This window comes from Rhodococcus sp. C26F (genome assembly GCF_053345925.1).
Map to the genome: position 1 here is coordinate 1 of NZ_JBKFBA010000044.1, position 5,923 is coordinate 5,923.

The 5,923-nt window shown below is 65.6% G+C and carries 7 protein-coding genes; 2 read left to right on the top strand and 5 right to left on the bottom strand.

From position 1 onward, the window contains the following. Positions 1 to 1,058 (bottom strand): hypothetical protein (locus ACLBYD_RS26555; protein ID WP_447818773.1); only part of this gene is annotated, 1,058 nt, incomplete at its 3' end. Positions 1,059 to 1,253: 195 nt separating this feature from the next. On the opposite strand from ACLBYD_RS26555, the gene ACLBYD_RS26560 reads away from it, so the two are divergent. Then, a complete protein-coding gene (locus ACLBYD_RS26560) occupies positions 1,254 to 2,357 on the top strand; it encodes a hypothetical protein (protein WP_447818774.1) in 1,104 nt (367 codons plus the stop codon). A 257-nt stretch (positions 2,358 to 2,614) separates the two neighbouring features. Continuing rightward, entirely contained in the window at positions 2,615 to 3,112 is a 498-nt protein-coding gene (locus ACLBYD_RS26565; RefSeq protein WP_447818775.1) for a barstar family protein, read from the top strand. Positions 3,113 to 3,499: 387 nt separating this feature from the next. Here ACLBYD_RS26565 and ACLBYD_RS26570 read toward each other — a convergent pair whose 3' ends face one another. The 4 genes from ACLBYD_RS26570 to ACLBYD_RS26585 form a co-directional block, all read right to left on the bottom strand. After that, entirely contained in the window at positions 3,500 to 4,084 is a 585-nt protein-coding gene (locus tag ACLBYD_RS26570) for an RES domain-containing protein (protein ID WP_447818776.1), read from the bottom strand. Positions 4,085 to 4,406: 322 nt separating this feature from the next. Continuing rightward, entirely contained in the window at positions 4,407 to 4,580 is a 174-nt protein-coding gene (locus tag ACLBYD_RS26575) for an antitoxin Xre/MbcA/ParS toxin-binding domain-containing protein (protein ID WP_447818777.1), read from the bottom strand. A 52-nt stretch (positions 4,581 to 4,632) separates the two neighbouring features. After that, a complete protein-coding gene (locus tag ACLBYD_RS26580; RefSeq protein WP_447818778.1) occupies positions 4,633 to 4,791 on the bottom strand; it encodes a hypothetical protein in 159 nt (52 codons plus the stop codon). Positions 4,792 to 5,139: 348 nt separating this feature from the next. Continuing rightward, complete coding sequence (locus ACLBYD_RS26585; RefSeq protein ID WP_447818779.1) at positions 5,140 to 5,724, bottom strand: acyl-CoA-like ligand-binding transcription factor; 585 nt, start codon at positions 5,722 to 5,724, stop codon at positions 5,140 to 5,142. Positions 5,725 to 5,923 lie beyond the last annotated feature (199 nt).

Sequence of the window (5,923 nt, forward strand, 5' to 3'; positions counted from 1 at the left end):
ACCTCGCTGACCCAATATTCCTGGCGGACCGGGGCGGAAGGCGGAGCCGAGATGTAGATGGTGTCACCGTCGCGGCGTCGGGTACCGCGCACCAGCAGACCTGTACACAGCTCCTCTTGCCATCCCGAGATCATGGTGCCGGCGACGGCGGCGGGGGTGTGCCAGGGCGGACCGGCAAGCTCGTCGCCCGTCTGGGGTGGATGCATGGTCACAGCGAAGGTGTTCGGGTTGCGGGCCCACTTGAAGTACACCACCACGTGGTCGAGTTCGACGTGTAGTCGAATCGGGCGGAACTGCGTGGCGATCCTGCCGCGGACCCGGATACCGTTGCGCAGTGCGCGCACCGTCTCGGCCGCGGTGTCGGTGAGCCGGTCGAGGGGCACACCGGTGACCTCCAGGCGCCAGCCGCCGTCGGGTTCGGTGTCGGGATGGCGGATTCCTGCGGTCGGGGCGTACGGACCGACCCGGGCAATGTGCTCGAGCAGTTCCCTCGATTCGGGATCCGGATCGAGTTTGCGGGCGTCGATGACTTTGAGCCACACCCGGTTCCAGGCGATGGTGTCCGGGGCCAGCACCGGGGTGCCGTCCGAGGCGACGAACACCACGAACAGCGGCTGGGTGTAGCTCAGGTTGGTGCGCATGCGCGGGTCCACATCGGTCCGGCGGATCATTTGGTACGCATAATCCGACCACTGCCGGCCGAGCACCGCACGCGCCCACGCTTCCGGTTCGACGGCCGGGTACTCGTGGACCAGATCGGAGCCCGCTGCCCGCCGGTCGGGATACTTATCGGGATAGCCCTGCACATGGATCCGCACGCACACCGGCCTCATATCCGCAGGGAAGGATCCCAGCTCGTCGGCGTCCTGATAGCTGTAGCTGACCTGGATCCGCAGGTGGGGTGTCGTCAACGACGGCCCCTCGACAGGATGGGTGTCGAGCAGTATCGACTGGCGATATGGGGACTCTCCGGTGGCGGCGAGGCCGCGGAGCAGGTCACGGTAGATCGCAATGGGTTCTTCGAACCGCGTGGTGAGCAGATCGGTCATGTCGGTCATGGCGGCACGGTCGGGTCCGCCACCGGACTCAGCAGGCGCAGTCATTCTTTCGACGCAGTGTCAGCACGGAACCCACAATAACCCCTCGTGTGACAAACCCCCGGTCTCGAAAGACCGGATGCGTGTCCGCATCCCGGAGACACGGGGTCTCTTCATCCCCTTCAAGGTAACGAAGGTAATGATCTACTGGACGCCATGACAGCACGGGACACTCCGGCGGATCTCACCGAGGTACTGCTGGCCGGTCCGCGCGGTCGTCGTCTTCTCCTCGAATACGCGCAGATCGCCGACGACCGTGCCCGCGCCGAACACACCCGGGACTCGTTCTCGTCGGGCGTCTTCTACGCCACCTACCGCATCGACGTAGCACGCGGAACCGCAGGCGCCCTCTACGGGCCGGGCGCCGACCGACCCCTCCCGAACATCTCGCCCGACGACGTAGCGCGACGATTGGCGAACGTGCCGCTGCCGGAAGTGACCGAGACAGATCTGCGCACCGTGCTCGCAGCCACCACCGACTCCGCCTGGTACTGGCAAGAACCCGACGGAGACGACGTTCTTACTGCGACAGAACCGATGCGCCCGCAACTGCGACGCATCGCCGAGCACATCGCGGCATCGGAACACGCCCGGTGGTGGAGCACCGCCATCGTTCGGGACGAGCAGTGGTCACTGGGCTGGGTCGAACCCCACGCCAGTGTCCCTCAGGTCGGGCACGCGCTCGCCAGATGGCGCGAGAGGGCCATCGCCGAGGAGAAACGAGCAGCACGGGAACGCCCCACCGACCCGACGGCCAACTGGTCCGGGGTGTGGTGGTCGACACCGCTCGGCGTCCCGTGCTCCACACGAGCACTGGACGACGGTTCGCCCGCATGCCTGTGGTTCGTCGAAGACTCCGGAGGCGAGAACCATGCCGGGGCTCGGCGACACCTCGTACCCGGCACCGTCGACGTGCTCGAAATCTACGGCCCCGACGACTGGGCGCAGCTCTGCCGGCGGTTTCCGCTCGAGGTCACCGCGCAGAAACGCCACGACTGGTACCGCACCACGGGCCGCGATGGACGGTGGGTTCTGCCCGACTGGCAGGCCGTCGCCGAGGTGTACGGCGGAGTGCACCTGACCGCGGTCGGCTATCTCGCCGCAGCAGGCGTCGCCATCGACGTCGACGGTGACACCGCATCGGTGATCGCGGGATGGGCACCCGACGAAACATTCTGGCTCACCGACGACGTCCACGCCGACGGCGACATCGTCGAATGGGTGCGTGACGACCACGACGAGACATGGTCCGAAATCTGACTGCCCCGCTTCACACGGCAGGTCGGCGCAGCGAAAGGCGTAGCGGCAAGATCACCTGAGCCCTGCACGTACCCGGCCTCCACCTTGTTGGCCCGGAACACTGTTCAGGTTCCCGCTACCGACACGAATATGAGAAATCGACCAGACACGCTCTAGATGAGCCCCCGATCGGGAGGATGGAGCTGGAAATGCCGAACAGAGATACCGTCTACTTCATAGACGGCCGTCAAATTCGGTCACTCGAGGATTTTTTCTCCGTGGTGGGCGAAGCAGTCTCGGGGCCCGGTGGGTACTTCAGCCGCAACCTCGACGCATTCGCCGACTGTCTGACCGACGGATACGGCACACCCGCCGCCGGGAAGTTTCGTTTCATCTGGCAGCACAGCTGCGAGTCACGCTCAGCTCTCGGGTACGCAGAGACCGTTCGCCAGCTCACCCCCGACGCCAATCGGCGCACCCGCCTCGAAACCGGCGACGTCATCATCCGGATCAGCGACAACGACACCTCGCTTCATCCGCCGGCCGTCGTCGACACCGGCCCGCACCGCATCCCCCACACCCGCCACGCCGTGGCCTACCGGCTACGCACCCGCACCGACCTCGACCCCCTCTCGCTGGCCGACGCCGCGCGCGCCCTCGCCGAACACGGTCACCCTCATCCGCGCCTGCACCACGACCACCGCGTCATCTCCCCCCATCCTGCGCAGTGCACTGCTGCGGCTGTGGAAGCTATGACCAGCCCCTGGAACCGCTGACCGGATGACCACGCTCTGGGATGGTTGATCACGCTCTCTGTCTCGGGGTCGGCGACGGCCGGGCCGCGGTGGTCGATCGGCGCGGTGATCAGTGAGCGTCGATGCCGTAGCTGACGCCCGCAACCGGAGGCGCCGAGCCACCGTCTTGGTCGTCCGCACGTTCGGGCTCGAACCGGTCGGGGACCTTACGACTCCACCGTCGCCTACATCGAAGCCCACAACCTCAGTCGACTGAACCCTCGATCCGCCACGTCGGAGACCACCGGTTGTGGTCCGTGTCGTCGGACCCTGGACAGCGCGCCTCTGTAGCCCAGCTTCGCGACGTGATATGATGTGCTGCAACGTGATTGAGGACGGAATTCGAACCGGGCGCAGCGGGTCGAACGTTCAGTAGGCGGTGAGCCGCAATCGTTTGACCGCAGATTGGAACGCTTCGACGTGCAGGTTGATCGCGTTGCTGGCGACGAGGTCGAAAGGCTGGCGAGCAGAGTCGGTGCCGTCGTCACGGCGACGCAACCACACGGCGTAGTTCTTTAGGTCGGTGCCGCACTTGGAGGGATAGACGATGCCGTGCGGAAGGGACCCGTCGTCGAGCACGAGGGACCGCACCTCAGTGGCGAGGTAGGTGGTCACCGCACGGGCGTCGTCCCCGTCCGCGGTCAGATGGGAGACGTGAAGTTCCTCGATGCCGAACCTACCTGCGAGCGCGGTGCACAGTTGCTCGTCGAGAGCACCGATGCTGTCCGAGGCGGTGATATCGACGAACCAACCGTCTGTGGGCAGCATGAACTCGTAGATGTTGCGGTCCTCGCGCCACCCCTTGGACACCGACCGCTTCCGCATCCCGGCACGCTGCGCCAGTTCTTTCGCGATCTGCTCGTGCAGGAACAATTCGTCGTCGGCGGCGACATCGTCGAAGAAGTCCGACATGGTGCCCAGGCCACTGTCGTCGGGGGTGATATAAGACAGCACCTCGATGAAGGCTCGGCGTTCGGTGCTACCCGCATGGATCGTACGTCCGGGGGTGTCCCATCTTACTCAGCTCTTCCGGCGGCGCACCGAGCGTGCGGGCAGGCGGGCCGGAGGGGCCGTAGTCGGTACGCGCGACCCGTAGACGGTGCGTCCACAACTACGCTCGAGCACAAGCCCCGTCAGCTCGCAGACACGAGAGGTCGACACCTCAACTGGTGACAGGGACAGGGACAGGGCGGCCTCCTACTACTGACGACAGCGCATCAGTATAGGAAGAGCGACCGACCGCCCCGGCGCCAAGTCTGTACCACAGGGATACCGATCAGGCGTAGTAGTCGTCGTTGACAAAGGCGGTGACGGCAGGAAAGACGCTTCCCATCTCGCCCACCCGTACAAGATCGGCGGGGGTGTGCCCGTCGAACCGAGGGTTTACCGATATCAGCCACGATCTGGCCACTTGGTCGTTGTCGGCGTCTTCGATGGCAGTGAACGCCACGTGTGCGGCCTTGAGCCGGCGGGCTTTGTCGTCGGGGGGCGGCGTGGCCGGTCTACGTCGGTGGGATGGCCCACTTTGCGGGGATCGCGCGACTTCGGGCTCCGGCGATGTAGGCGACCAGTGTCGACCCCAAGCGGTCGAGAAAGTAACGGACCACTTCGTGGATCGGCATCTTGGTCGTATCGGCGTGACTGCGGGTCAAGGTGTCCATTACGAGCGAGCCCCTTCTGGGTCCTGATGCAGTTCCTCAACTCGCCGATCCCTCCTACACGACCATCCCCTCCTTGACGGCCGGGTAAGAGCTGAAGCAGCGAACCAGAGTGCGGCATCTGCGCAGCTCACTGCGCCGTGGGATGTCGTAGCATCAACCGGCCGGTCGCTACTGTCTCGGCAGGCGCGATCCCGACTGACAACCCCCGATCCGCCCCCAAGGCGACCACTGGCACCGAGACATGCTTTCTAGCCACCGACACGGCACCCCAAGCGTCGGACGCCTACCAGGCGTCTCACTCGCGCATCCAGCACTGTCGCACCCGGGCCCCATGATGGTCGACGCGCCTCACGCATCCGATTGTTCATCGATCCACTGCTGCAGACTCCGCCCTAACGACGCCAAGGACTTGTCGAGCGCGGACAGCAGTTCACCGCCGGACGCAGGAACCTCCACGCTCTCGCGCAGGAGGGCAAGCACAACGGACTGCACCGCACCCCCGACACCGGCCGGCACCACCGCCGTCGGACGAGCACCGATACGGGACGCCACGAACTCCGCCACGACCTCGGCCCACGCCGACCACCGTTGTGCGCCCTCGGCCTGCAACTCCGGTGAGGTGTCCAAAATCCGGAACTGGGCACGCCAGAGACCCGCGTCGTCGAGCAGGGGCGCCCCCGAATCGAGCACCGCGGCCCGGATCGCCTCCATGACCGGCACATCCTCGGGGACCGTGTCCAACGCGGAGTGCAGGTCGCGGGTGCCCTCTTGGAGAAGAGACCACACCAGTGCCGCTTTGTTGGGGAAGTACCGGAAGAACGTGGTCTTGCTGATCCCCGCGGCCGCAACGATATCCATGATCGACGTCTGGCTATAACCCCGGTCGCGGAACAACTCGAACGCGGCGGACTCGACCTGTGCACGAGAGGACACCTGCGGACGTCCGCGCCTGCCGGCGACCATCATGTTCCCCCCTTCTTCGACCCGCTCTTGATTTTAGGTACCATGTGCCGTAAAGATAGACGACGAGCGCCGCGACCGACAATGCGACCTCCCATCCACCGCCACGACCCGCCATCCCCCTGTCGGCGGATCGTGCATCCCGGGTCGACGACTCGACCCCTCCCGGATG